Source organism: Mesorhizobium sp. CNPSo 4670 (assembly GCF_057784235.1).
This window is the reverse complement of sequence record NZ_JBWJFQ010000026.1, coordinates 46,189-70,196: the sequence shown is the minus strand read 5'-3', so window position 1 is coordinate 70,196 and position 24,008 is coordinate 46,189. Positions and strand designations below refer to the sequence as shown.

Genomic DNA, 24,008 nt, shown 5'->3' with positions numbered 1-24,008 from the left:
ATGCGTGATGATGCGCTAACACTTTCCGAAGTCCCGGCCGCACATAGGCAGATGACCTACATCGATGCGCTTGTCCAAGCTCAGTTCGAAGAAATGGAGCGCGACGATCGTGTCGTGCTTATGGGAGAAGACGTCCCCCTGTATGGGGGCCTCAAACTTGTTGATACTTTCGGCAAGAAACGGGTCTGGAACACGCCTATTTCAGAAGGAAGTTTTACGGGCATCGGCATTGGAGCAGCCATCAATGGATTGCGGCCGATCGTCGATCTCACCATAGCCAGTTTTGTCTATCTCGCGGCCGACCAGATTATCAATCAGGCCGCGAAGCTACAGTACATGACCGGAGGGCAGATCGATATTCCCATCGTGATCCGGTGCTGCATGTATCCTACGGGCTCGAAGGCGGCTCAACATGCGGACCGGCCCTACCCACTATTCATGAACGTCCCAGGCCTCAAGATCATCTGCCCGTCGACCCCCGCTGATATGAAGGGCCTCATGAAGGCGGCAATTCGCGACGGCGATCCGGTTCTCATGTTTGAGGATGCTCGCCTTTGGGGGGTCAAAGGGGATGTTCCGACAGATCCTGATTACGTCATTCCGATCGGGAAGGCCGATGTGAAACGGGAGGGCACAGATGTGACGCTCGTCACCATCGCAAGTGCCGTCCGGCCGACAATGGAAGCGGCTGATGCACTCGCGAAAGAAGGGATTTCGGTCGCAGTGATCGATCCTCGCACGCTGAAGCCGCTCGACTATCAGACAATCAAACTATCCTTGGCGGAGACTGGGAGGCTTCTGATCGTCGAGAACGCTCATCGTGTTTGCAATGTGGGAAGCGAGATTGCCGCGGTGATGGCGGAAGAGGCTTTTGATCTGCTGAAACGTCCGATCCTTCGGGTTTGTGCGCCGGACATCCACGTTCCCTTCAGTCCCGCGCTCGAGAAGGGCTTTTATCCCACGAAGGACCGCATTATCGCCGCTATACGTAGGCTCCTCTAAACGTCGTAAAGATATCGAATGGATACCAAGATGACAGTCGACATCAATCTCCCATCCAGCGGAATGGGCATCGAGGAAGCAACGGTCATTCGCTGGCTGAAAAACGTTGGCGATCAAGTGCAGGAAGGAGAGATCGTTGTAGAGGTCGAGACGGCCAAGGCTACCGTGGAGATCGAAGCACCGGCGTCAGGAACGTTGGCGACCATTGTTGCCCAAGTTGGCACCACGGTCGATGTCAATGCGGTCCTTGGAACGATTGCAAGCTGATGTCGAACTCGTTCACCGAGGTGGCGCTGTCGCCTTTACGCAAGGCGATCGCGGCGCGAATGACGTTCGCAAAACAGACGGTCCCGCACTTCCGTATGGTCGCGCACATTGAAGCCGACAAGCTGATGCGTTGGCGGTCTGAGCTGAATGGATACCATCCAAGCAATAAGGTGTCGCTCAACGACTGCCTAGTTAAAGCGGTGGCTGTTTCGCTGGTCAAGCACCCTTCCCTCAATTGCCAGATGGCAGATAACACGATCCGCCAATATCACAACGCTGATATCTCTTTAGTGATTGCAGTCAAGGGCGGCCTGTCGACACCTGTGGTGCGCAGCGCGGAAACCAAATCGGTCATGGAGATCGCCGCAGAGACCAAGGATTTCGTCGACCGGGCTACGCGCAATACGCTGAAACTGAGTGAAATTTCGGGTGGCTCCTTCAGCATATCCAATCTCGGTGGCTATGGCGTTGAGCAGTTCGACGCCATCATAAATGTTCCACAGTGCGCCATTTTGGCCGTAGGGAGCGCTGTACCACGGGTTCTAGCGGATTCCTCGGGGAATACCCGCACGGCAACGATGATGACCTTCACCCTATCGGTGGATCACCGGGCAATTGATGGCGCGGAAGCGAGCAAATTCCTGATCGAGCTGCGAGATGTCATTAGAAACCCCGAAAGCTTGGCCTGATCGCTGCTTAGCGGCTATTCGAGCGGTTGCTGGATAGTGATTCTTGACGACAAGCGGGTCACCAAGGCCCCTCCACCGTGTCGCATTGAACTTTCTTATGAGGGCTTTCATGGGTGATCGGCTAGCCGGCAAATGTGCGATCGTGACTGGCGGTGGCCGTGGCATCGGCGCTGGCGTCACGCAACGGTTTATCGAAGAGGGTGCATCCGTAGCTATCATACAGCGTAATCGGCCCCCGCCGCTCGTGGGGGTCACCGAAGACGCCATTTTTGTCAAGGCGGATCTCTCCAAGTCCGAAGAGATAGCAGCAGGTTTTGAGGCAGCGGTGGAGCGCCTTGGCGCCCTCGACATCCTTGTCAACAATGCCGGCATCGTCTTCGAGAAGACGGTCGAGGAAACGACAGAGGAAGATTGGGACCAGATGATGGACATCAATCTGAAGGCCCCGTTCCTGATGACCAAGGCCGCGATTCCGCATCTTCGCCGGCGAGGAAATGGAAGCATCGTCAATATTGGCTCGATCGAGGGCCTTGGAGCCAATCCGGGCCATGCAGGCTATGCAGCCTCGAAAGCGGGAATTCATGGCTTCACCGCAGCAGTCGCTGTGGACCACGGGCACGAGGGCATTCGGTGCAATGCCATTGCCCCAGGGTGGATCGTGTCCGATTTAAGCGAAATTTACATCAGGGGCATGTCCGACAGCGCGCGAGCCCGCGAAGAACTCCTCGCCATGCATCCCGTCGGACGCTTGGGCGAACCGAGGGACGTAGGAAATTTGGCCGTCTGGTTAGCCTCTGATGAGAGCACCTTCGTCACCGGGCAGGTTTACGTCATCGATGGCGGCCGTACGAAAAAGCTACCTCTGCCCAAGTTGTGACGGCACAGCTGCAAACTACGCGACGCTGACGAAGTGACGGTCATGACCCCTAGTTATCACGGCCAACAGCAATACTCATTTGAACTGTTTCCGCCAATAGGTCACTGTCGAAGTCAAGCGCCAATCACGAAAGGGCGTCTAGAACCGCGAAAGCAAGGCGTGTCAGAAGACAATCGAGGAGCAAACTGTGCCGGTTATCCATATCGAAACGTTCAAGGCGGACGACGACAAAAAGGCAGAAATTGCTGCCGAGATTACCAGGCTGTTCTGCGAAAAGTCTGACCTGAAACCAGAACAGGTTCATGTGGTTTTTGACGAGTACGCACCGAATAACTGGGCGACCGGCGGCAAGCTCTGGTCTCGCATGTAGCCACTCAACACCTTTGCGATAATAGGCCTGGAGTAAAAATCCGAGCCCCGGGGGCATGTCGGATCGACTGCGGCTGGATGAATCGAACAACGCATGAGCAATTTCAAAGAGATGTTATCGGATCCAGACGGCTCCCTTATTCGTGATAACTGGAGCGATCTGCGGCAATTTCGGCAAATGCCGGAAATCGACTTTCAGAGGCTCGATAAGTACCGCAAAGACCGCCTCCAAACTGCAATGCGTGACGCCAACGTCGCCATGTGCGTCCTAGTCAGCCCTATCTCCCTTCGCTATGCGGTCGACTACAACGTCTACCCTCTTTTTCAATCGCATATCCCCGTCACCTACCTCTTTATGCCTGTTGACGGACCGATCGTTCTGCATGCTGGGCTTGGCAATGAGTGTTCCGCCGACGTATCGCGTCCAGGACGGGCGATTTCGTTTTTCGAAGGCGGCGGCGAACTGACGGAGAATGCCCGGCTGTTCGCGAATGATATTGTTCAGTACCTCAGCGAGATAGGTTCCACCAATCGCAGGGTTGCGATTGAATATGTGAACCCGAGTATCACGCTGGCGCTACTCCAGCGCGGAATCGAGGTCATCGACGCCGTTGACATTGCCGAAGGTGCGCGTGTCATCAAGTCGGCTGATGAGGTCGAATGCATTCGGTGGGCATGCGCCGTGGCTGAGCATGGTATCGCCCGGATGCAGGCCAGCATGGGACCCGGTGTGACTGAGGTGCAACTCTGGGGGGTCCTCAATTACACCAACCTCTCCAATATGGGCGGCTGGCACGAAGGGCGGATGCTCGCGTCCGGACCGCGCATTAATCCATGGCTGCAGGAAGCGACCCAAAGGGTCATCGAGCCAGGAGACCTGGTGGGTTTTGATACCGATATGGTCGGCCCGTTTGGCTACTTCTGTGATATTTCTCGGACATTTTACTACGGCAAGGACCGGCCAACCGCCCGACAACGCCAACTCTACCGGTACGCCTACGACGAGCTTCACACCAACATGAAGCTCGTGCGCCCGGGTGTTTCCATGAAGGAACTCCAGACGTTGGCTTGGCCGGTGCCGGAAGAATTCCGTGAGCAGGCCTACCCGAGCCTGATGCACGGCGTCGGAATGTGTGACGAATATCCGCAGGTGAAACCGATTTTCAGGGGCCCTGTCGCCTACGATGCGACCCTTGAAGCTGGCATGGTCATCTGCGTTGAATCCTACATTGGCGCCGTAGGTGAGCCAGACGGTGTGAAGCTAGAAGAACAGGTTTTGGTGATGACTGACGGGTACGAATTGCTGTCGACGTATCCGTTCGAAGAACGCCTTCTCGACTAGCCTGGTTCTTCGATGCACCCCTATTTTTGGGCCTACGGCGGACATTGATCCGCCTGGCCGGCGCTAACAAGTAGCTCCCAAGCAGCGCCGGTCACCTTTTGCTATGGCGACTATTGCGAACCCGCTTGCAACGGTCGCATTCGACCCGCACGGACCGACGGTGGTCAATCACAGCAATCGGCGGCGGCGTCGACGGCTATGGACGCGGTGATGGAAGCCTTTTCGGGGAACACGTCGCAGCCGTGCATAGGTCGACCGTTGAGGCTGAAGGGGACCGGGCGCGACCCGGGTCTCGATCCGCAATGGATCCCCTTGACCTCAAGATGTGTGGTTTGGGACTGTCGAAGGTTCAGGCATGGCTGTTGGCACGCTGGTCGAAACCCAGGCTTCGCGCACCAAATCCTGACGTCAAGTAGCGCCGACCCGGTCCCGTCAAAGACCTTGGATAACGCTGCACGAACGGCATAGATGGCACGACCAGCACTGGAACGTCCTTATCATCGAGCCAGGCATCCTTGAGCAGCATGCCGATGATGGGATGAGAATGTTCGGCATGCTGATTATGATCGGCGTGATGCCGCGGCCCGAGTTTTAGCTGATGCAATCTTGAAAACAGCCAGTATGTAAGCTATTATCTCGCAAAATCCGCAAAACAGCTATTTTGTGAGGCGAAGATGATCGATCTGATCGACCTTGGCAACGAGATCAAGAATGCCAGAAAGCAGCGCAAGGTGACACGGGAAAAGCTCGCCGAACTTTCTGGGGTCAGTCGGGCGAGGATCGAGGCGCTTGAGAACGGCAGGGTATCCGACATGGGTTTCAAAGGCGTGCTCACGCTCATGAACATCGTAGGGCTGGATTTTCGGCTGACGACATTCAACAACAAGCGGCCCACGCTCGAAGACATCATGGAGGAAGACGATGCTCCGCGTATGGGTAGGTAGCAAGTCAGTCGGCGTGTTGGACAGGTCCGGCAAGCGTGGTTCGACTTTCGTGTACGACGTAAAGGCCGACGACCGTGACGCCGTGTCGCTCACGATGCCCAAACGGACCGAATCATGGAATTCGAAGTTCGGCCTCCTTCCCATTTTCGACATGAACCTGCCGGAGGGAGCCCTTGAAGGGAAGATCCGGACGGCCTTCGCCAAGGCATTGGGCCGCTTCGACGACATCGACCTGCTGGCCGTCGTCGGTCGGTCGCAAATCGGCCGCATCCGCTTCACTGGCATGGACGAGGAACTGGTGGAGGATGTCCCTTTCCGAAGCATTGACGACCTGCTGCGCGCCCGTCGGGCAGGCGATCTCTATGACGAGCTCTTGGAAACATACGCAGTCCATTCAGGGGTGGCCGGAGTGCAGCCGAAGGTGCTGGTGCGAGCCAGGGAGGATGAGCAGTCAGACGGACGTGGGTCCCTCAGCGTCCGCGGAGCTACCCACATCGTCAAAATGTGGGACCCCGATGAGTATCCCGAATTGGCGGCAAACGAATTCTTCTGCCTTATGGCAGCCCAGGAAGTCGGTCTCGAGGTGCCGGACTTCCGGCTATCCGAGGATGGTCTCGCCCTCGTGGTCGAGAGATTCGACCTAACCGATGGCTTGTACCTCGGATATGAGGACTTCTGCGTGCTGAACGGCGTAACCAGCAAGGACAAGTACAACGGAGGATACGAAACAAAGCTCTTCAAGCGGATCAAGGAGTTCGTCTCTCCCGAAAATGCCGTCGGGTCATTGGAAGTGGCTTTCCGCCTGTTTGTGATTAATTGCGCCATCCGCAATGGCGATGCCCACCTGAAGAATTTTGGCATCGTCTACAAAGACGCGGAAAGTCCGGTAAGGCTGGCTCCCGTGTATGACCTCATCACGACCAGGGCCTACATTAAGAACGATGCCATGGCGCTCACCCTCGACGGCTCCACTGCCTGGCCCGACCGAAAGAGGCTCGATCGGCTTGGCGTTACCCGGGCGAACCTCCGACCGGGACGCGTAGCCGAGATCGTAGAGCAGACCTGCGACACGATCTCAGACGTTTCGAGACGGGCGAAGGCCTATTTTGAAGAGTCCCGCTTCCCTTGGGTCGGTGAAAGGATGCTCAGGGAATGGCAAGCCGGAGTGGGCTCGCTTTGCGAAGGAAAGACGATCCACTTGATAGAGGTTCCGTGCGAACCGGCAACACAAAACGGCTAGGATATAAGCTATTTCTGGGCGCCATGAACATAACAGCCAGTATTTAAGCTATAAGCCCCCAGGTGCTGTCGGCTCGGCCAAGCTTAAGGTCGAGTGATGCGCGGCGTCTAGCAAGATTGCCAGATCACGCCATTGGCGCCGTTCTGTCGCCCTGTTCGCCGAAATGCGGCCGGCGTTCGAACGATATGCGAAGTTCCTTATCTGCCAGAAATTGGCGAGCCAGATCGGTATCGCGCTTGCCGACCCGTGATACCCATTCCGAAAACAAGCGAACCGCACGCCGATTCATGTGCCGCGAAGGACAGACCAGCCAATAGCCTGGAAACTCAGTGACGTCGAACTCGGTCGAGATCGGCACCAACGCGCCCGACACAAGGTCTTCGAATGCGATGGATGTGCTTTCCAGGACGACGCCTGCTCCGTCCTTCGCCAGTTGAACCGACATTGACGAACGGTCGAAACGATAGGGATAGGTCATGCGCGCGCCCTGGATACCGTTGCGCGGCAGCCAATAATCCCACCGGAAGTAGGCCTTCACACTGTCGATCAACCGCGCATGGCGAAGCTGCTCGCGCGGATCCAGTGAAATTGTGCGCAGTTCGGCAAGATAGGAAGGCGAGCACATCGGCAGGATAAGGTCGTTGACAACACAATCCGAGTAGAGACCGGCCCAGCCGCCATCGCCATAACGAAGATCGAGATCGATGACCTCGGTTTCGAAGTCCGAGAAATTGGGCGTGGCGTCCACTCGCAGGTTCCAGCTCGGATAGTCCTTGCTGAACTCAGCCAATCGGGGCGCCAACCACTTCTCACCGAAGGAAGGACTGACGCGCAAGCTGAGCTGGAAGCTTTCACGCTGCCGCACGATGGCGTTTCGCACCTCGCGTATGGATTCGAAGGCCTGGGTCGTGGTCTGGAAAAGCCGTTCACCGTCGATCGTGAGCGAGAGGTGGCGCTTTTCGCGCTGAAAAAGCCGTACGCCGAGTTGGTGTTCGAGAAGCCGCAGCTGCTGGCTGACCGCCGAAGGTGTCACCCGCAGCTCCTGTGCAGAGCCACGCCACCGAGGCGTGCAACCGCCTCGAAATGGGTCATCGAATTGAACTTGAAATCCGACATCGGCCTGGTCAATCAGTTAAGTTCAGCTACACAGAATGTTAAGAAACGAGAATTGAGCCGAATGTCAATCGGTCGCATCATCCTGTGGTCTCGGGAGGAGATACAGGGATGGAACCAGGTTCAGCCCAAAGCTTGGGTAGCGTCGCCAATGTGCTTGGAGTTGGACAGGCATCGACCAGGAAGCTTCTGATCGAAGCTTCCAATGTCGAGAGGAGCTACGGCGCAACACGGGTCCTGCGAGGGGTGAGTTTTCAGGTCTGGGCTGGCGAAATCCACGCGCTCCTGGGCGGTAACGGCGCTGGCAAAAGCACTCTCATCCGCATCATCACGGGGCTGACATCACGCGATGCCGGCGAAATTAACGTCGCCTCGGCATTGTGCATGCAACGTCAGCCTGGTCGCAGATCAGCCGTCGCCGCATGCGCGAAACCGCGCTCAGAGCGCTCCGGCTGATCGACCCAGCGATCGGCGAAGAGATCATCGATCTGCCAGCACGCAAATTGTCGCTCCACGAGGGCCAGATCGTCGAGATCGCTCGCGCCCTTTCCACCGGAGCCGACCTGCTGCTTCTCGACGAGCCCACGGCCAATCTCACCGCCGGCGAGACTGCCAAACTCTTCTCGGTGCTGAAGCGCTTGGTGCACGAGGAAGGCATCGGCATCGTCTTTGTTTCTCACCGTATGCGCGAAATCCGCGCGCTTTGCGATGTCTGCACGATCTTGCGCGATGGCGTCACGATCGCCAATGCCACGCCGCTTGCGTCGCTCAGCGACGCCGAAATCGTCCAGCAGATGGGACAACCCGCGCAGCGTTCGGCAGTGCACCGCAACCCGCAAAAACACCTCCGACAGGGCGTACCAGTCGAACTCCTTGGCCCCGGCGACGTCAGGATCGCGATTTCGTCTGGCACCATCCTGGGACTGGCCGGCGCACCCGCGGGTCCGACCGGTCTCATAGCTCCCCTTGCGCCGGGCCCGGGGCTGGCTGGTGCCTTTCCGGCGAGGGTTTTGCGGACCGCTTCTCATCCCCAGCAGCAGCGGCGCGCGCCGGGATTGGCTTCGTCTCAGGCGACCGAGCAACCAAGGGCATCCTTTCGCAGCTTCCAATCGTCGACAATGTGCTTGCAGCACGTAGGGTTCGCGAGAAGCGGCGGATCGTTGCCAGGTCCGAGAGGCAGGAATGCCGTGATCTCGTGTCGGCGAAACTGAAAGCCGGCTCGATTTGGGACCTGCCGGCTTCGCTGTCCGGCGGCAACCAGCAGAAGCTTCTCGTCGCACGCTGGCTTGGGCTGCCGCTCAAGATAGTGGTGCTGGAAGAGCCGACGCGAGGCGTCGACATCGGCACCAAACATGACATCTACGCCCTGATCCGGGAGATGGCTGACGCCGGCGCGATCATCATCTGGTGGTCGACCGAGAATGTCGAACTGCTCGAGCTTTGCGACGCAATTTTCGCCTTCGACACTGATGGGCGACCAAGGGGATTCCTGCCTGAAGAGCACTACACCGAAGACGGGCTCGCCGAACTGACGGGGATGGCGGCATGACCGACGCGACCAACAGCAACACGACCACCAACAAATTCCGGACCGCCAACTCGCGCGTCCCAGCCGTTTTTTTGTCCTACCGCACGGAAGCCACGATTGCTGCGGCAATCGTCGTCTTGCTGCTGGCCGTTGGTATGTTCGTGCCCGCTGCACTCAGCATGGGCAATTTGCAAAACATCATCCAGGCCGCCGCGCCTCTCATCATCATGTCGCTCGGTGTTTTGCTGGTCGTGGTCACCGGCGGCATCGATCTTTCGGTCGGTTCCGTCTTTTCCCTGACCGGGATGGTGACTGCGCTGGCGATGGCCAGTGGCGATGACGGGACTGACTGCCAGTGCTGCCGGCCTGGCGGTCGGCCTTGTCTTCGGCTCGATCAATGGTCTTCTGGTCACCGTCGTCGGGCTCGCCCCTTTTGTCGTCACGCTGATCACCTACGCGGTGGCAGGCAGTCTGGCCTTCATCGTCACCAATGGTCGTTCGATGCCTATCGGCGCGCCGGATTTCTGGCTCCTGAATTCGGGCGAGATCGTTCCCGGCATGCCCAACCATCTCCTGTTCTGCATCGTACTGATGGTCGCGCTGGAATACGTACTGCGCAAGGTCGTGCTCGGACGCTGGTTCTATGCCGTCGGCTCGTCGGCAATTGCGGCACAGCTGCTTGGCATCCCGGTTCTGCGCATCAAGTTCGCGGCCTATGTGGCTTCGGGCCTGCTTGCCTCTTTCGCGGGGCTGCTGACGGTCAGCTACATCCTCAACGCCGAAGCCACGGCCGGCGCCAGCCTGATGCTGCAGGCGATTGCCGACGTCGTCATCGGCGGGGCCAGCCTTTTTGGCGGAACCGGCAGCGCGATCGGCGCCGTGCTGGGCGCGCTGATGATTCACCTGCATCCAGAACCGTTACAGGCGCTGCAATCCTGCTTGCGGTTTTGATCGACCGCTTCAGCAACAAGAACCGCATCTAGATCATCAACGGGTGGAACCAAGATGAAGTTGAAGAGCATCCTGATCGCAGCTTTGGCGACGGCCGCCTTGTCAAGCGCATCGTACGCTGAAGACAAGAAGACCGTCGCATACATCGCCCCGTCGCTCGACATCTCCTATTGGCAATGGGTCGGCTACGGCGTGAAGGAGAAGGCCAAGGAACTCGGCATGGACTATGTCGAGTACACCTCGGAAAACTCACCCGCCAAGCAGATGGACAATGCGCGGACTGCCGTGACGAAAGGCGTCGCGGCCATCGTGATCGGCCCCGTCAGCTCGACCTCGACACCGCCGCTGCTCGACTATCTGGCAAAGCAGAAAGTGCCGATCGCGTTCGCCGGCATCGGGCCGCAACCGGGCCTCACAAACTATACGTCCTCGGTCACCGCGAACAACTATGAGACGGGCAAGGTGCAGGGGAAATTCACCTGCGACCTCGCCAAGGAGCGTGGCGGCAAAAAGGTCGGCATGCTGTCGCTGCCGCAGGATCGGGAGAATGCGCAGAAATATCTCAAAGGCGCCAAGGAAGCCTTCGCCGCCAACGGCTGCGATCTCGTCCAGATACTGGAAACACGCGGCCTCACCATCAACGAAGCCGTCACCCAGGCAAACGACCTCTTGACCGCCAATCCCGACGTCAAGGCCATTTACGGCATGTATGACGAAGCCGGCACCGGCGCCGCCAAGGTTGCCGGGACCCGCGGCCTGACCGGCAAGATCGGCATTACCGTTGCGGACGGCTCGCCGACGACGATCGCACTGCTCAAGAAGGGAGCGATCCAGGGCATCTTCTTCCAGGAGGCGGTGGGCCAAGGCATTGACGGAACCCAACAGGTCTACAACGCCTTGACGGGCGCTCCAGTGACCCAGGACCTGGCCCTGGTCATGCCGCTCGTTACCGCCGACAAGGTCGACAGTCCCGAGGCCAAGAAGGTCATCGCCCGCGTCTTTCCCCCGAGCAACTGACCGCCACCCAATGGCCCCGCCGGCCAGGCCGGCGGGGCCAGACCTCGAGCAAGGAATCCCGACCGTGGCCGAGTTGCCGTTCATCGATCCGCACCATCATCTTTGGGACCTGGAAACCAATTACTATCCGTGGCTGACCGACGGGGTTAAGCCGTCGGCCTTCGGTGACTATGAGGCGATCCGAAAGAGCTATCGTCTCGATGACTATCTTGAAGACGCCCAGAACCAGAACCTCGTAAAATCGGTACACCTGGATGTGGGGTTCGATCCCGGCGATCCGGTTGGGGAGACGCGCTGGCTGCAGGAGATCGCCGACAAGCGGGGTTTTCCCCATGGCATCGTCGGCCATGCCGACCTTTCCAAACGGGATATTGGCGACCTCCTCGACCGGCACATGGAGTATCCAAACTTCAGGGGTATCCGGCAGTCGATGAATTATCATCAAGACCCCGCCAAGACCTATCAGGCGCGGCCTGAGGTCAGCCGGACGCCAGAATGGCGGCGCGGCTTCCGGGAACTGGCGAAGCGTCGACTGAGCTTCGACCTGCAGCTCTATTATCCACAGATGGAAGAGTTTCTGCAGCTCGCGCGCGACTTTCCCGACGTCCAGATCATTCTCAATCACACCGGCATGCAGGTCGATGGCCCTGAGCATTTCGAGGCCTGGAAAAAAGACATGCACAGATTGGCGCAAGCGCCGAACGTCGCCTGCAAGATCTCGGGTCTCGGCATGGGCGACTGGTCTTGGACCACGACCTCGATTCGTCCCTATGTCGAGGAGGCGATCGCGGCGTTTGGCGTCGGCCGTTCAATGTTCGCGACGAACTTCCCGGTCGACAAGCTGTTCTCGAGCTTCGACGCCATCGTGAACGCCTTCAAGGAGATCACGCAAGGCTACACACACGAGGAGCGGCTTGCATTGTTCCACGACAACGCCGCTCGCTACTACCGGCTCTAGATCATCCGCCGAAACAATTGAGACAGCAGGAGACTTTGACATGTTGCTGAAGAGCAAGGCCGTGGTGATTTCGGGCGCCGCGAGCCCCCGGGGAATTGGCCGCTCCACGGCAACCCTGATGGCGGAGCAAGGCGCGCGCATTGCTATTCTTGACCTCGATAAGGAACAAGCCCGTGACGCCGCCGCGTCGCTTGGACCCGAGCACATCGGCCTCGCCTGCAATGTCGCCGACCTCGATGCCTGCAAGAGGGCTGCCGCAGAAGTGACCGAAGCGTTTGGAAGGGTCGAGGTGTTGTGCAATATTGCCGGGATCACGCAGCCCCTAAAGACACTGGACATCGGCCCGGCCGACTGGGACCGCATCCTCGATGTCAATCTGCGCGGCGTGCTCCATCTCAGCCAGGCCTTCATCCCGCATATGCGTGAAAATGGCGGCGGCTCGATCATCTGCATGTCGTCGGTTTCCGCGCAACGCGGCGGCGGCATCTTCGGTGGCCCGCATTACTCAGCCGCCAAGGCTGGCGTGCTCGGCCTTGCCAAGGCCATGGCACGCGAATTCGGGCCTGACGGCATCCGCGTCAACTGCGTCACGCCTGGCCTGATCCAGACCGACATCACCGGCGGCAAGCTGACTGATTCCGTGCGCGCCGACATCATCAAGGGTATCCCGCTCAGTCGCCTGGGCGAGGCGCGTGATGTGGCGGGCGCCTACCTCTTCCTCGCCTCCGATCTGGCCAGCTACATCACCGGCGCCGTGATCGACGTCAATGGAGGGATGTTGATCCATGGCTGACGGAACAACGGAATTCGAGATGCCACGTGCGGGCAGCAATGTCAGCCTTGCCGAACGCGCCTATCGCATCCGTCGACATACCGTGCGCATGGGCGAAGTCCAGGGCCAGGGCTATGTCGGGCAGGCGCTCGGCGTCGCCGATGTGCTTGCGGTCGCCTATTTCCATGCGCTTCGCTACCGGCCGGATGACACACAATGGGAGGAGCGCGACCGCTTTCTGCTGTCGATCGGACATTATGCGATCGCGCTTTACGCGGCATTGATCGAAGCAGGCGTGCTGCCCGAGGAAGAGCTTGAGACCTACGGTACCGACGACAGCCGCATGCCGATGTCCGGCATGGCGGCGTACACGCCTGGAATGGAAATCACCGGCGGATCGCTCGGCCACGGGCTCGGCATCGCCGTCGGCATGTGCCTGGGACTGAAACGCAAGCAGAGCGATTGTTTCGTCTACAATCTCTTGTCCGACGGTGAGCTCGGCGAGGGTTCGACCTGGGAAGCAGCGATGTCTGCCGCCCATCACAAGCTCGACAACCTCATCGCCATCGTCGACTTCAACAACCAGCAGGCCGACGGCCCGTCCACAGCCATGCTGTCTTCGGAGCCGGTGACCGACAAGTTCGAGGCCTTCGGCTGGCACGCGCAGCGCGTTGACGGTAACGACATCGAGGCCGTCCGCGCTGCGTTCGACAACGCGCGGGGTCTCAAGGATCGGCGTCCGCGTATCATCGTCTGCGACACCCGCATGGGTAAGGGAGTGCCGTTCCTGGAGGCTCGCGACGTCACGCATTTCATCCGCGTCGAGCCCTATGAGTGGGCGCTGGCGCTCGAAGCTTTGGAGAAGGGACGTCCGCAGTGAGGCTGTCAAAATTCGCGCCGCGCCACGCCGTCAACGCGGACGAGCGCAAGACCACCTCGGCGATGATCGCCTCGATCGCGCCCGATGGCGTTCCCACGCGCAACGCGCCGTTCGGACACGCACTTGCAAGGCTAGCCCATCAGCGGCCCGGGATCGTGGGTTTGACGGCTGATCTTGCGAAATACACCGACCTACATGTCTTCGCGCAGGAGCATCCGGATCGCTTCTATCAAATGGGCATGGCGGAGCAGGTACTGATGAGCGCTGCCGCTGGCCTGGCGCGGGAGGGTTTCACGCCCTTCGCCACCACCTACGCCGTCTTTGCCTCCCGACGTGCCTACGATTTCATCTGCATGGCGATTGCCGAGGACAATCTCGACGTCAAGATCGTCTGCGCTCTGCCGGGACTGACCACCGGCTACGGTCCCAGCCACCAGGCGACGGAGGACATCGCGATCTTCCGTGGCATGCCGAGCCTAACGATCATCGATCCTTGCGACGCGCTCGACAACGAACAGGCCACGGAGGCGATCGCGGACTACAAGGGGCCGGTCTACATGCGGCTTTTGCGCGGCAAGGTCCCTGTCGTGCTCGACGATTACAACTACAAATTCGAGATCGGCAAGGCGCGATTGCTGCGCCACGGTGCGGACGTACTGTTCATTTCCAGCGGCCTGATGACCATGCGCGTGCTGGAGGCGGCAAAGGCTCTCGAAGCTGACCGTATCGGCTGCGCGGTGCTGCACGTGCCGACGATCAAGCCGCTCGACACAGAGGCAATACTTGCCGCTGCGCGCCAGCCCGGCAGGTTGGTGGTCGTGGCCGAGAACCACACGATTATAGGCGGGCTGGGTGAAGGCGTTGCCACCCTCCTTTTGCGAGACGGTGTGACTCCCACGTTTCGCCAGATCGCACTGCCCGACGAGTTTCTCGATGCCGGCGCGCTTCCGACGCTTCATGATCGCTACGGGATCTCGACGTCCGAGATTGTGCGCCGCATTCGCGGATGGGTGAAACAGAACCGAGGGAACCGGGCTGCTTTTTCGTGAATTTCCGTGATGAAGCCGTAAATCTGCTTATATCTCGTACGTGAATTGCTGTCACCGGAGCACCACGTTTAACGATGCTGGCGCATAGGGCCCTTAGCTCGTCCGGCGTAATTTCCGGCAGGAGCCGATTGCGCCAGACCGGAAGAAGCGCTCGCTCAAAGATGGCGCGCCGCGTGGCCCGCGTGCTGTCGGCCATTGGCGCGGCCGTGAGCCAATTCTCGCCGAATTCGCCAAAACTCTTCGCCTCTTTCAGGTGGCGCTTCGCCCGCTGCTTCTCGATCGCTGGCGATCGTCCCACGCGGATGAGGTTCCTGGCGTCCAGGCACTTCTCTCGTGCGAGCGCTAGCGAGATTCCGTCACGTCCATATCTGCCCAGATGCACCGTCTCCTGGTGCCCATTGAGCCTGTAGTCCAGCAGAGACGGCATCGCGCTGCCCGGCATGACTTTGACATACATACCGTCACGGTCCACGACTTTGTAGATTTTCTCTTTTGGTTTTCAAAGGGTGGCGTCCGTCAGCATACCCATTGCTCCCAGAAAAGTACCGTCAGTACAACAGCACAGCTGACATTAAGTGGAAACCGGGGAAGTAGTAGACGGCACCGCAAAGCAGTTGACCCATACCTCGCGGCCAAATCGTGCTGGAAGAAATCTGCCACAATAGCAGAGGTCAGATCGCCGCAACCGTGATTTGCGGCAGCGCCGTTTTTACGGAAGCTCGTCAGCTTGTCGAAAGGTGGCGGCTATAGGTTGGGGATATGGATACCAACGCGGCCCTCGCCGTCCGCCAACGAAATTGATGATTAAAGCCGGAGTACCTGATGGTCGCAGCAATTGGAAGTGGATCTGGCAGCATGGGTTTTTCCTTGGCCCGTACGGGGGGGCATGGACATTCGAGTGGACAAACGCCGCACGCGCCCGGCGGACCTTCTGATCATAGCAGGCCGGATCAAAGCAGGCCGCCTACGTACAACAGGCCTGTTAACGGTCGCGATCGGGCGGATATCCCGAACAATTCTAGCGGCGGCTTGCAATCTGTGGCTGAACAAGAAGCCTTCGAGCAGGTTCTCTGTGCCGTTGCGCAAACCATCATGATGGATGTCATGGCTGATTCCGAGGACGCTATGGCAGAAACGGAAGAAGAGGATGCCTGACGTTGGATGGTCCTCGTCAGGATGTGGTGTGCCGTCAATGAAGGCACAATTCGAACTGAAAGGGAAACTATATGGCTAATCCTATTCAAGCCTTTACCAACACCTTTGGTACAGCCGCTGCGACGCTTGGAACGACTGCTGCCAGAGGCGCTGGAGCTGTTGCCTTCCAGGCCCAGGTCGCGGATCTAGCGGCGGTTAGCGCGGAGGCTACGGCTAGGAGTATGGAGCTGCGCACTGTTTCGATGCAGCTCCAGACAGTCAAGAAGGCGGCCGACGAACGCGTTAACTAATGTCTGAAGCGCGGCTCAGGTAGCCTCGATCGCGTCCAGCTGGCGCGATGTGGAATCGAAATGAGCCGCACGGCAATTGCCGTGCGGCTTCTCTCCTTTTTGGGAAGATCATCATTGAATGACGCCGTTTCCCTTCATTTCGAAGTTTTGTCAGGTCTCTATTGCGGACTGACCGGCGAGGTGGCTCCAGAAGCCAGCTTAATCGGCAGCGGCCTCGATGCCGATATAATCTTCGTCGAGCAAGGACTCGCGCCGCATCATCTTCGTATCAATGTTGTTGAAGATTCGATCGAGCTCGATGCCCTGGCAGCCGGAGTTAGCGTGGAGGGCAACGGGAATGTAGCCGCAGGCCAGCGTGTTGTGGTTGCTCTTCCTGTCGTTGTTCAAATAGGCGCCATGTCCATTCTCTGGTCGGCAAAGGGTGCAGCGCCAGCTGTGTCGAACGGTCCACCACGGCTATCGATCCCAGTGCTAGCCTTCGTGCTACTCGGTTCCGTCGGGATCGGCGCGCTCTCAGCCATTTTCTCCTACTACGACAGCGCCGGTGGATCGGGCACCAATTCGTCTAGTGCCAAACTTGAATCCAAGCTGACCAATGACCGTGCTGATAATCAGAACACCGAGGCCGCGGCCAAAGATTTGCAAAACGAAGTCGCCAGAGCGGGCCTGCTCAACATCAAGATCGGCTCCGAAAAGGGTGTTGTGACTGCTGAAGGTACCGTCGCGTCTGCATCGGCCACCAGTTGGCAGAAGGTTCAGCAGTGGTTTGATCATCGCACGAAGGGCGCAGTGACTCTGGTTAATGGAGTTGTCATCAAAGAGGACAAAGGGCCGTCCGCAATCGCGGTTGAAGCGGTTTGGCGTGGGTCTTCGCCGTATGTTGTCATTAGTGGCGAGAAGTATTTCGTCGGCGCCCTTTTGGACAATGGATGGACGGTCGATCGGATCGAGGACGGCCGCGTGCTGCTGAGCCGAAATGGCCGCCTTGCTTCTCTCCCATACTAAAGGCTCGCGGCGGCAGGCCACGTTCACGAGAACTCCCATGGTCAAGCAGCCCCACCTATCCTGTTGCGCTCGATTTCATAAGTTGCGTGAAGGTGGCGTCCTGCGGAACCAGTTGCGGCGGATGGTCATGTTGCGGCAGAGCCGCAACCAGCCTTCTCAAAGGCTTGCCCATGGCGACCCTGCGTCAACCGCGACGCTGCATTGCAACCAACGAGCGTCTCCCAAAGCCGGTGATGTCGTCCCGAGCCACAAGCAAGAGCGCAAATTCCCCACCCCGTCCGGCAAGGAGTTTGAATACGAGCAGAGCGCACGAGACTTGCCCCTGCTGTGTCTCGTTGACCACGCTAGTTTTCGGGATGTCCGCCTACGGCGGCGCCGCGCTTATCCGCTTAACTGGCAAGCTTTCGGTCAAACACTGGCGGTCCTGAACAGACCGGATCCACCCGGCCGCCATCCATTTTCGCGCCTGTCTCCCAGCCTCAAGCTTAGCCATGCGCTGGTGGGTCTTCGAAATCTGCGTAGCAGCAGAGCAACTCTCAAACCATCACAAAGGGGCCTCCATGGCCAACATCCTGCGTAACTTCATCGAGCGCGCGCCGGCCAACCCGGACTTAATGGTCGCGTTGATGCTGCTTCTGGCCATAGCTATGATGGTCATGCCAGTACCGATCGCTGTAATTGACGCGCTGATCGGATTCAATATGGGTTTAGCCATCCTGCTGCTGATGGTCGCCCTGCATATCAGCACGCCGCTTGATTTTTCCTCCTTGCCCGGCGTCATTTTGATTTCCACGGTGTTCCGTCTGGCGCTCACCATCGCAACAACCCGACTGATCCTGGCCGAGGGGGAGGCAGGCAGCATCATCCACACGTTCGGCGATTTCGTGATCGCGGGTAATATCGTCGTAGGTATTGTCATATTTCTGGTCGTCACCATGGTTCAATTCATGGTCCTTGCGAAGGGCGCCGAACGCGTAGCAGAAGTGGCGGCGCGCTTCACGCTTGATGCGCTGCCGGGCAAGCAAATGGCGGTCGACGCGGAGTTGCGGAACGGCCACATCGATGGCAACGAATCTCGCAAGCGTCGCGCCGCATTGGAGAAGGAGAGCCGACTTTACGGCGCTATGGATGGTGCGATGAAGTTCGTGAAGGGCGACGCCATCGCCGGGTTGGTCGTTATCTTCATCAACATGCTGGGTGGGATTTCGATCGGCGTGCTTTCGAAGGGAATGCCCTTCGCCGAGGTGCTGCGTCACTATACTCTGCTGACCATCGGTGATGCGCTCATCTCGCAGATTCCGGCCCTGCTGCTCTCAATTACCGCGGCCACCATCGTCACTCGCGTAACCGGAGCTGAGAGCCTGAACCTTGGGACCGACATCGTCGATCAACTCACGGCCAGTAGGCGAGCATTGCGGTTGGCGGCCTCTGTCTTGATTGCAATGGGGTTCGTTCCTGGCTTCCCCCTGCCGGTCTTTCTCGCATTGGCCGCAATCTTCGCCGCGGCAAGCATGGTCAAGGGTGATGTGCTGGCCGCCAGCAGCGCCGATGCTACAACGGCAGCGTCAGGGGAGTCCGCAAACCAGCCCCCGCCTTCCCAAGCCGGTCCGATCGCCTTATTCCTTTCGCCGAACCTTATGCATGCGATCGACCAAGCCGAATTGCAACAGCACATTGCAGGTGTTTCGCAACTGGTTTCAGTCGATCTCGGCATCGTTGTTCCCAGCATTCCTGCCTCGATCGATCAACAGCTGCCCGAGTCCCAATTCAGAACAGATATCGAGGGCGTCCCGGTCGAACAAGGTTTGATTGATCCCACACAGCTGAAGCTCAAAGATGATGTGGCGAAAATAGAATCGAGCAACATCCCGTTTCGGCATGATTTAGAAACGGACACAATCTGGATCGAAAAAAGCCATTTGGCGGGTCTCAAAGCGGCCGGTATCGCACATTACTCGCCTAGCGAACTCCTCGCGTTGCGTGTCCAGGCTATGTTGACTCGCTACGCACCTCGCTTGGTCGGCATCCAAGAGACGAGCCAGTTGCTGGGCCGGATGGAGCAAGAATATGCCGATCTGGTAAAGGAGGTGCTGCGCACGACACCGATCCCACGGATTGCAGATGTGCTGCGCCGCCTGCTGAATGAAGGTATCCCGATCCGCAATACTCGCCTCATTTTGGAGGCATTGGCCGAATGGAGCGAACGTGAGCAAAACGTCGCCCTTCTCACGGAGTACGTCCGTTCTGCCATGAAGCGGCAGATCTGCCATCGCTATGCCAACGGACACGGTGTCCTGCCCGCCTTAATCATAGATCGTGAGACCGAGGATGTGGTACGCAACGCGGCTCGGGATTCGGCCGCTGGTCCCTCCCTCTTGCTTGAGGATCAGCAAAGCGAAGCTCTGCTATCACAGATGCGTCAGATCATTTCCGCCGCAACGCCGGATCAAGCCCGTCCTGTCGTATTGACTTCAATGGATGTTCGACGCTTCGTCCGCGGCTTTCTCACCCGAAATGGGATCGATCTTGCTGTACTGTCCTATCAGGACCTCGCGTCAGACTTCACGATTCAGCCCGCCGGATCGGTCAGGATCCGCCTGGAACCAAAAGTGGGACGCCAGGAGAACCGCGCAATCTCCGCTTTGCCATCTAAGATAGGTGATAACCAACTATGAGTTCACATGAGCATGTCGCTTCACCGTTACTTTCGTTTCATCTGAAACCGGTTCTCTTCGCAGCATTCGCCATCCTGCCTCTTGCCGGTTGCGCTAGTTGGAATAAGCCAGCTCTTTCAGTAAAGGAGACGTCGCCCCCGGACTTGCTCGGCGCCAATCACATCGATCCGGCTATGCGCGAACGCATTTTGCGCGAAGTCGGTCAGGATTCTCAAGAGCGAGCTTTGCGAGATGAGCTGAGGCAACATCCAGGCAATGTTGATATGGCAATCCGTCTTACGAAGGTTTTGGTGGCGCAGAAACGCCTTGATGACGCCGTTGGGGTCCTCGACAGCGTCCTGGTTGCAGTTCCAGGCGACTTGCGCGCGTTGAATGCGAAGGGAGCTGTCTTGGACATTCAAGGCAGGCATGACGCGGCACAAGCGTTATATCGGCAGGCCCTCCAAACAGAGCCAGAAAATCAGATGTTGCTCCACAATCTTAACCTGTCGGTTGCGCTTAACGGCAAGTCCGAACGGAAGGCGTTGGCACCGTCGCAATAGCTGCCACTGGACTTGCATGGTTTGTCAGAAGTGGCCGCAGATCGGGCGCTATGTACGAGCACGCGTCAGGACCGTTTGGGGCGCTGATGTTGAAGGGACTGCGTAAGGTCTTCCAAGTCACCAGGGTGAGAACGAGACCCGGCGATTGTAGCGTCTCCGGCAGAGCACCAGTTGTGGGCGCTGTCGCACTATCTGAGATTGACCTGACCCGCACCTCGCACGATCCGGCTCGCCGCCGCGATCGGTTCGCCGCTGGGCCGCATCGGAAAGTCGCCAATGGCATGTACCGCCGGTCCGGTGAAGCAGGGGGTCGGGAGCTCGGACCGAAGTCGAAGAGGCGGTCTCGCGTTCCAAACACGCTTTGCCCTCCCGCTGCAGCCGGTGGAGGCCTCGCCTAGGCTCATTGGGCTATGGCGGCTGGACTTCGGCAACTCGGTTGTCGCGAAACGTAGTTTGCTGGCGTCGGGCATCGCTCTACAACTACACCCCATGACCGACAGCCTGCGTCGACTGATGCTTCGCTTCAGCAAAGGAATGGCGTGCATGACTGCTAGATCCGGCGACCAACAAGGACTTGCAGAACGCGGGGGTGAGCTTGCCACGGTGGATCACGATGTTCTCGTGACCGATCTTGGCGCGGGCGTCCTGCCACTGCCGATTATGGCCGCGCTGCTCATTCGACTTGACGTGGCAAGCGGCGAAATCGGCTTCTTCCAGTGTTGCCAACTCCCCTGCATGTACCGGCCGCTTCGTATGGATGTGCACCCACATGGGACCCGGCATGACGCCGTTGCGCAGCGCCTTCGGCTGCAGCCTGATCTCAAACAGCGCCCCCGGCTCGCCCTTCAACGCACGTGGCAGATCCGCGGGCGTCAACTCCTTGGCCTCCAGCAAGTGTTCAAGGTGCTTCTGGGACGGAAAGGCGTAGGTCTTCATGCACTCGATCTTGGCGATGGCCCTTGTCTCGTTCAAAGCCTTAGCCAGTCCCCTCGCCTCGGACAATATCACCTTGAGCCGGACGGTTTTGTCGTGCACTTCGACCACTTGCGCGGGCGAGAGCAGGACGCGTCGCCGAGGATCCTCCAACGCGACCAGACAGGCCTGCATCTCAGTGGTCTGTGCCTGGAGGCGCGCGATTACAGTTTCGACGGCGTGGTCGGCGTCTTCGGGTTTCAGCTGGCGCGCCTGAGAGACGGTCCTTTGCTGACCAGCCGTATCGAACTGCAAAAGTTCGTCCAGCCGCGTGAGTAGCGGCCTAAGGGTCTCCGTCGAGGCTGGGGCCGGGGTTTGCCAGATCGCCAAGTGTGCCGCCGCCGATGACGCGCTCGCATGCGCCTCTCTCGCGCTCACAAGTTTCTTCGTGCCTCGATCCGAACGCATGAGAACCTTGGTTGCTGGCGCGGAGTCGTCGCTGACGGTTGCAACGACTTGCGGTTCCGGCCGCGGCGCGGCCGAACTCCCGCCACCGGCAGCCAGCTTGCCCTTGCTTTTCCTCTGCCGGCTGCGCGCCGCGGTGACTTCGGCCACCGCAGCCTCGCCGGCAGTTTCGGCCAGTATTGTAGCGCCCGCGGCAGCTGTCCGTGCAGTGATGGGCGACGACTGCGTCTGCAGCGTCAGAGTTCCTTGGGGCACGGCAGCCGTGCCAGCCTTGTCGGCCGATATCGCAGCGCTGGCGATGGCCGGCGATAAATTCCGTGCAGGCTCTGGCTGGAGATCCAGGAGCCGCATGACCTCGTCGGCAGTGATCCATGCGCCGTCTACGATTTGCCCAAGCAGTTCCAACGGGAGGCGGCCACCTGTTCCATGGTCGCTTAGCTTGGCAAGCATGGAGTACGACGTCGACGCAAATTCCGAAAGCCGCTCCATGACTCCTTCCAAAACGGCGCAGTGTTGTGCGTCGAGGGGACGCCCTTGATTGTTCATCACAGCATCTTTCGTCGAGACGAATGCCGGAAAAACATCGGCGATGAAGCCGTCCAACAGAGCCACCTGTTCGTGGAGGATGTCCCTGACGGGTGGTTCGAACGTGCTTGTCTGCGGCTCAATCTTGAGCTGCGCGAGAGCGGTCCGGGATTGCAGCTGCATGACCTTCGTAGCCATTAGCCAGCCGGTGCGCAGGCGCAGCGCGGCTTCTTCGCCCCGCCGCATTTCGACCGTTGAACTTGGCAAATTGGAAGCCGCGGCGCACACGGACCGCGCCCATTCGCCGCGCTGTACCTTCTTGTCCCACCACTCCATGCAGGCGACATAATGTTTAGCCACACTGGAAACCGACCGGATCACCTGGTCGGGGGAGGCATTGGATCGGTACATCTCGCGGAGGATGCGGTCGGCAGCCTGCCTGCCCCGTTCTGACTTCTCGATAATTGTTTTGGCTACACGATCACAATGGTCCACTCGATCGATCGCGTGGTCGCGGATTTGACGCACCTGATCGTCGGGCAGAATGCGATGCGCTACCGGGCCGGGTAGGCTTGTGTAGTAGTCCAGAACGTTTGCACCCGCATTGATGACCCGATCGAATTTGTCTTGCAGTTCGTCCATCGATCGTATGTTTTGCAGGCCGCTTTTTTGGCGAACGTCTAGTTCCTCAAGCAGGCCGAGCATCCGTTGCTTTGCGTCGTTTTTCTCTTCCTCTGTCCAGGGAGCGGGTATTGCCTCACTTGAAGTTGACGGCGCGCCCGCGATCGGCGTCGTACTGTCAGCCTCCGACAAAGAAGGAACGCCGCGCCGCCGCGTAGCGGCTACACGCGGCGCGGCAACCGGGATTCGATGTGCGCCAACGGATGGGCCGGAAGATCTACCACCAAGGTCGTCATCAGCACCGTGCGCGATGCCAGCCGAGAGTAAACCTCTACCTTCAGGCTCAGAGCGCATCCGATCCACGACGGAACCGAACGACCGGCTACCCTCCGCCGCCGCCCGACTCGATGGGGAGCGCGAACTGCCCGGTTCGGCTGCATCATCGGCGATGCGTGATCTGTCAAGTCGGCCAATGCCCGTCATATTTCATCTCCGATGAAGGCTTAGAATGCGCTGTCTATGCTGCTGGGGCGGATGTCGCTTAGCCGTAGCGCATCGTACGCGGGGATATAAGCGTACCCTGATGGGCATAGGGCATGGGGTCCCCGAGCAGCCGCATGGTTTCTCGTCAATCGTCACGGGCAGCCCCACGCGCAGCGGCGTCGATTGATTCACGCCGCACTCGCAGTTTTCAGGTTTTGCAAGAATTCAGTCGAGGTCCGCTCGCGCTTCCATTCACCGACACCATTTTTCACCAAAGTATAGCTATAGCTGAAACCTTCTACATGGGTCCGTCGTAAGGGCTTTTGGCTTCCTGCAT

23 protein-coding genes and 1 pseudogene are annotated in these 24,008 nt (G+C 58.9%); 20 read left to right on the top strand and 4 right to left on the bottom strand.

The features are described from left to right. The 6 genes from AC0ZT5_RS30650 to AC0ZT5_RS30625 all read left to right on the top strand — a co-directional run bounded on the left by AC0ZT5_RS30650 (position 1) and on the right by AC0ZT5_RS30625 (position 4,546). Complete coding sequence (locus AC0ZT5_RS30650) at positions 1–1,002, top strand: alpha-ketoacid dehydrogenase subunit beta (RefSeq protein ID WP_488499479.1); 1,002 nt, start codon at positions 1–3, stop codon at positions 1,000–1,002. 30 nt (positions 1,003–1,032) lie between these two features. Beyond that, entirely contained in the window at positions 1,033–1,269 is a 237-nt protein-coding gene (locus tag AC0ZT5_RS30645) for a biotin/lipoyl-containing protein (RefSeq protein ID WP_488499478.1), read from the top strand. Further along, positions 1,269–1,958: a 2-oxo acid dehydrogenase subunit E2 gene (locus tag AC0ZT5_RS30640; RefSeq protein WP_488499477.1), complete on the top strand. Its 690-nt coding sequence runs from the start codon at positions 1,269–1,271 to the stop codon at positions 1,956–1,958. The genes AC0ZT5_RS30645 and AC0ZT5_RS30640 overlap by 1 nt, the downstream gene beginning before the upstream one ends. Before the next feature lie 109 nt (positions 1,959–2,067). Next, positions 2,068–2,835: an SDR family NAD(P)-dependent oxidoreductase gene (locus AC0ZT5_RS30635; protein ID WP_488499476.1), complete on the top strand. Its 768-nt coding sequence runs from the start codon at positions 2,068–2,070 to the stop codon at positions 2,833–2,835. Positions 2,836–3,022: 187 nt separating this feature from the next. Next, a complete protein-coding gene (locus tag AC0ZT5_RS30630; RefSeq protein WP_488499475.1) occupies positions 3,023–3,205 on the top strand; it encodes a tautomerase family protein in 183 nt (60 codons plus the stop codon). 93 nt (positions 3,206–3,298) lie between these two features. Then, complete coding sequence (locus AC0ZT5_RS30625; protein WP_488499474.1) at positions 3,299–4,546, top strand: M24 family metallopeptidase; 1,248 nt, start codon at positions 3,299–3,301, stop codon at positions 4,544–4,546. A 349-nt stretch (positions 4,547–4,895) separates the two neighbouring features. On the opposite strand, the gene AC0ZT5_RS30620 is transcribed toward AC0ZT5_RS30625, so the two are convergent. Beyond that, positions 4,896–5,150, bottom strand: coding sequence for a hypothetical protein (locus tag AC0ZT5_RS30620; RefSeq protein WP_488499473.1), 255 nt, complete (start codon positions 5,148–5,150; stop codon positions 4,896–4,898). 70 nt (positions 5,151–5,220) lie between these two features. Here AC0ZT5_RS30620 and AC0ZT5_RS30615 point away from each other — a divergent pair, with 70 nt between their 5' ends. Together AC0ZT5_RS30615 and AC0ZT5_RS30610 are read left to right on the top strand one after the other, a co-directional pair. Next, entirely contained in the window at positions 5,221–5,490 is a 270-nt protein-coding gene (locus AC0ZT5_RS30615; RefSeq protein ID WP_488499472.1) for a helix-turn-helix domain-containing protein, read from the top strand. After that, a complete protein-coding gene (locus AC0ZT5_RS30610; RefSeq protein ID WP_488499471.1) occupies positions 5,468–6,730 on the top strand; it encodes a type II toxin-antitoxin system HipA family toxin in 1,263 nt (420 codons plus the stop codon). The genes AC0ZT5_RS30615 and AC0ZT5_RS30610 overlap by 23 nt, the downstream gene beginning before the upstream one ends. A gap of 124 nt (positions 6,731–6,854) precedes the next feature. Here AC0ZT5_RS30610 and AC0ZT5_RS30605 read toward each other — a convergent pair whose 3' ends face one another. Further along, positions 6,855–7,763 carry a LysR substrate-binding domain-containing protein gene (locus tag AC0ZT5_RS30605; protein WP_488499470.1) on the bottom strand — a complete coding sequence of 303 codons (909 nt, stop codon included), beginning with the start codon at positions 7,761–7,763 and terminating at the stop codon, positions 6,855–6,857. Positions 7,764–7,954: 191 nt separating this feature from the next. Here AC0ZT5_RS30605 and AC0ZT5_RS30600 point away from each other — a divergent pair, with 191 nt between their 5' ends. The 9 genes from AC0ZT5_RS30600 to AC0ZT5_RS30560 all read left to right on the top strand — a co-directional run bounded on the left by AC0ZT5_RS30600 (position 7,955) and on the right by AC0ZT5_RS30560 (position 14,998). After that, positions 7,955–8,299, top strand: coding sequence for an ATP-binding cassette domain-containing protein (locus tag AC0ZT5_RS30600; protein ID WP_488499469.1), 345 nt, complete (start codon positions 7,955–7,957; stop codon positions 8,297–8,299). After that, positions 8,266–9,054: an ATP-binding cassette domain-containing protein gene (locus AC0ZT5_RS30595; RefSeq protein ID WP_488499468.1), complete on the top strand. Its 789-nt coding sequence runs from the start codon at positions 8,266–8,268 to the stop codon at positions 9,052–9,054. The genes AC0ZT5_RS30600 and AC0ZT5_RS30595 overlap by 34 nt, the downstream gene beginning before the upstream one ends. Continuing rightward, positions 9,039–9,392: a P-loop NTPase family protein gene (locus AC0ZT5_RS30590; RefSeq protein WP_488499467.1), complete on the top strand. Its 354-nt coding sequence runs from the start codon at positions 9,039–9,041 to the stop codon at positions 9,390–9,392. Before AC0ZT5_RS30595 ends, AC0ZT5_RS30590 begins: the two co-directional genes overlap by 16 nt. Positions 9,393–9,707: 315 nt before the next feature. Further along, positions 9,708–10,322, top strand: a complete 615-nt coding sequence (locus AC0ZT5_RS30585) for an ABC transporter permease (protein WP_488499466.1) — start codon at positions 9,708–9,710, stop codon at positions 10,320–10,322. Positions 10,323–10,376: 54 nt separating this feature from the next. Then, complete coding sequence (locus AC0ZT5_RS30580; RefSeq protein ID WP_488499465.1) at positions 10,377–11,339, top strand: substrate-binding domain-containing protein; 963 nt, start codon at positions 10,377–10,379, stop codon at positions 11,337–11,339. A 64-nt stretch (positions 11,340–11,403) separates the two neighbouring features. Then, a complete protein-coding gene (locus AC0ZT5_RS30575; protein ID WP_488499464.1) occupies positions 11,404–12,297 on the top strand; it encodes an amidohydrolase family protein in 894 nt (297 codons plus the stop codon). Positions 12,298–12,337: 40 nt separating this feature from the next. Then, positions 12,338–13,090: an SDR family NAD(P)-dependent oxidoreductase gene (locus tag AC0ZT5_RS30570; protein WP_488499463.1), complete on the top strand. Its 753-nt coding sequence runs from the start codon at positions 12,338–12,340 to the stop codon at positions 13,088–13,090. A gap of 19 nt (positions 13,091–13,109) precedes the next feature. Next, positions 13,110–13,949, top strand: a complete 840-nt coding sequence (locus AC0ZT5_RS30565; RefSeq protein WP_488499504.1) for a transketolase — start codon at positions 13,110–13,112, stop codon at positions 13,947–13,949. Then, positions 13,946–14,998 carry a transketolase family protein gene (locus AC0ZT5_RS30560; RefSeq protein WP_488499462.1) on the top strand — a complete coding sequence of 351 codons (1,053 nt, stop codon included), beginning with the start codon at positions 13,946–13,948 and terminating at the stop codon, positions 14,996–14,998. Before AC0ZT5_RS30565 ends, AC0ZT5_RS30560 begins: the two co-directional genes overlap by 4 nt. Positions 14,999–15,026: 28 nt before the next feature. Here AC0ZT5_RS30560 and AC0ZT5_RS30555 read toward each other — a convergent pair. Beyond that, positions 15,027–15,482, bottom strand: a pseudogene (locus AC0ZT5_RS30555) (integrase arm-type DNA-binding domain-containing protein); the annotation flags it as partial. A 1,075-nt stretch (positions 15,483–16,557) separates the two neighbouring features. On the opposite strand from AC0ZT5_RS30555, the gene AC0ZT5_RS30550 reads away from it, so the two are divergent. From AC0ZT5_RS30550 to AC0ZT5_RS30540, 3 genes are all read left to right on the top strand, one after another. Next, positions 16,558–17,448: a SctD/MshK family protein gene (locus tag AC0ZT5_RS30550; protein ID WP_488499503.1), complete on the top strand. Its 891-nt coding sequence runs from the start codon at positions 16,558–16,560 to the stop codon at positions 17,446–17,448. A gap of 560 nt (positions 17,449–18,008) precedes the next feature. Further along, positions 18,009–20,123 carry a type III secretion system export apparatus subunit SctV gene (gene sctV / locus AC0ZT5_RS30545; RefSeq protein ID WP_488499461.1) on the top strand — a complete coding sequence of 705 codons (2,115 nt, stop codon included), beginning with the start codon at positions 18,009–18,011 and terminating at the stop codon, positions 20,121–20,123. After that, the gene (locus AC0ZT5_RS30540) at positions 20,120–20,665 is read left to right on the top strand and encodes a tetratricopeptide repeat protein (protein ID WP_488499460.1); all 546 of its coding nucleotides are present in this window, start codon (positions 20,120–20,122) and stop codon (positions 20,663–20,665) included. The genes sctV and AC0ZT5_RS30540 overlap by 4 nt, the downstream gene beginning before the upstream one ends. Positions 20,666–21,145: 480 nt before the next feature. On the opposite strand, the gene AC0ZT5_RS30535 is transcribed toward AC0ZT5_RS30540, so the two are convergent. Further along, positions 21,146–23,272: a hypothetical protein gene (locus AC0ZT5_RS30535; protein WP_488499459.1), complete on the bottom strand. Its 2,127-nt coding sequence runs from the start codon at positions 23,270–23,272 to the stop codon at positions 21,146–21,148. Positions 23,273–24,008: the final 736 nt, after the last annotated feature.